The sequence below is a fragment of the Mesorhizobium sp. M7A.F.Ca.US.006.04.2.1 genome (assembly GCF_004022915.1).
GTDB lineage: Bacteria > Pseudomonadota > Alphaproteobacteria > Rhizobiales > Rhizobiaceae > Mesorhizobium > Mesorhizobium ciceri.
Window position 1 is genome coordinate 1 of record NZ_RZQA01001594.1, and the last position, 532, is coordinate 532.

Genomic DNA, 532 nt, shown 5'->3' on the forward strand with positions numbered 1-532 from the left:
CAGCCGCGCCACCACGCCCTTGCCGCCGAGATTGGTGACGGCGAAGGTGTCCGAACCTGCCGGCTCGACGACCTCGATGTGACAGTCCGCGGTTGCGATGTGCGAGGCGTTGCGCTCGGCACCTTCCGGATCGGTCAGGGCTTCGGGACGGACACCGAAGATGATCGGCTTGCCCTGGAATGCCGACAGGCCCGCCGGCGCATTGGCCATCGGCAGGTTGATCGGCTCGCGCGCCTCGCGCTGCAGCACGACGGACAACGCATTGCCTGACGTACCGATCGTCGCCGGGATCAGGTTCATCGCCGGCGAGCCCATGAAGTCGGCGACGAAGAGATTGCTCGGGTTGTTGTAGATTTCGGCCGGCGTGCCGAACTGCTGCACCTCGCCGTCGCGCATCACGGCGATCTTGGTCGCCAGCGTCATCGCCTCGATCTGGTCGTGGGTGACGTAGACGATGGTGGTGCCGGTGGTGGCATGCAGGCGCTTGATCTCGATGCGCATGTCGACGCGCAGCTTGGCGTCGAGGTTGGAC

The 532-nt window shown here is 65.8% G+C and carries 1 pseudogene; it reads right to left on the bottom strand.

Annotated features, from left to right (window positions below):
• A pseudogene (locus EN925_RS38925) lies at positions 1 to 532 on the bottom strand (sugar ABC transporter ATP-binding protein); the annotation flags it as partial.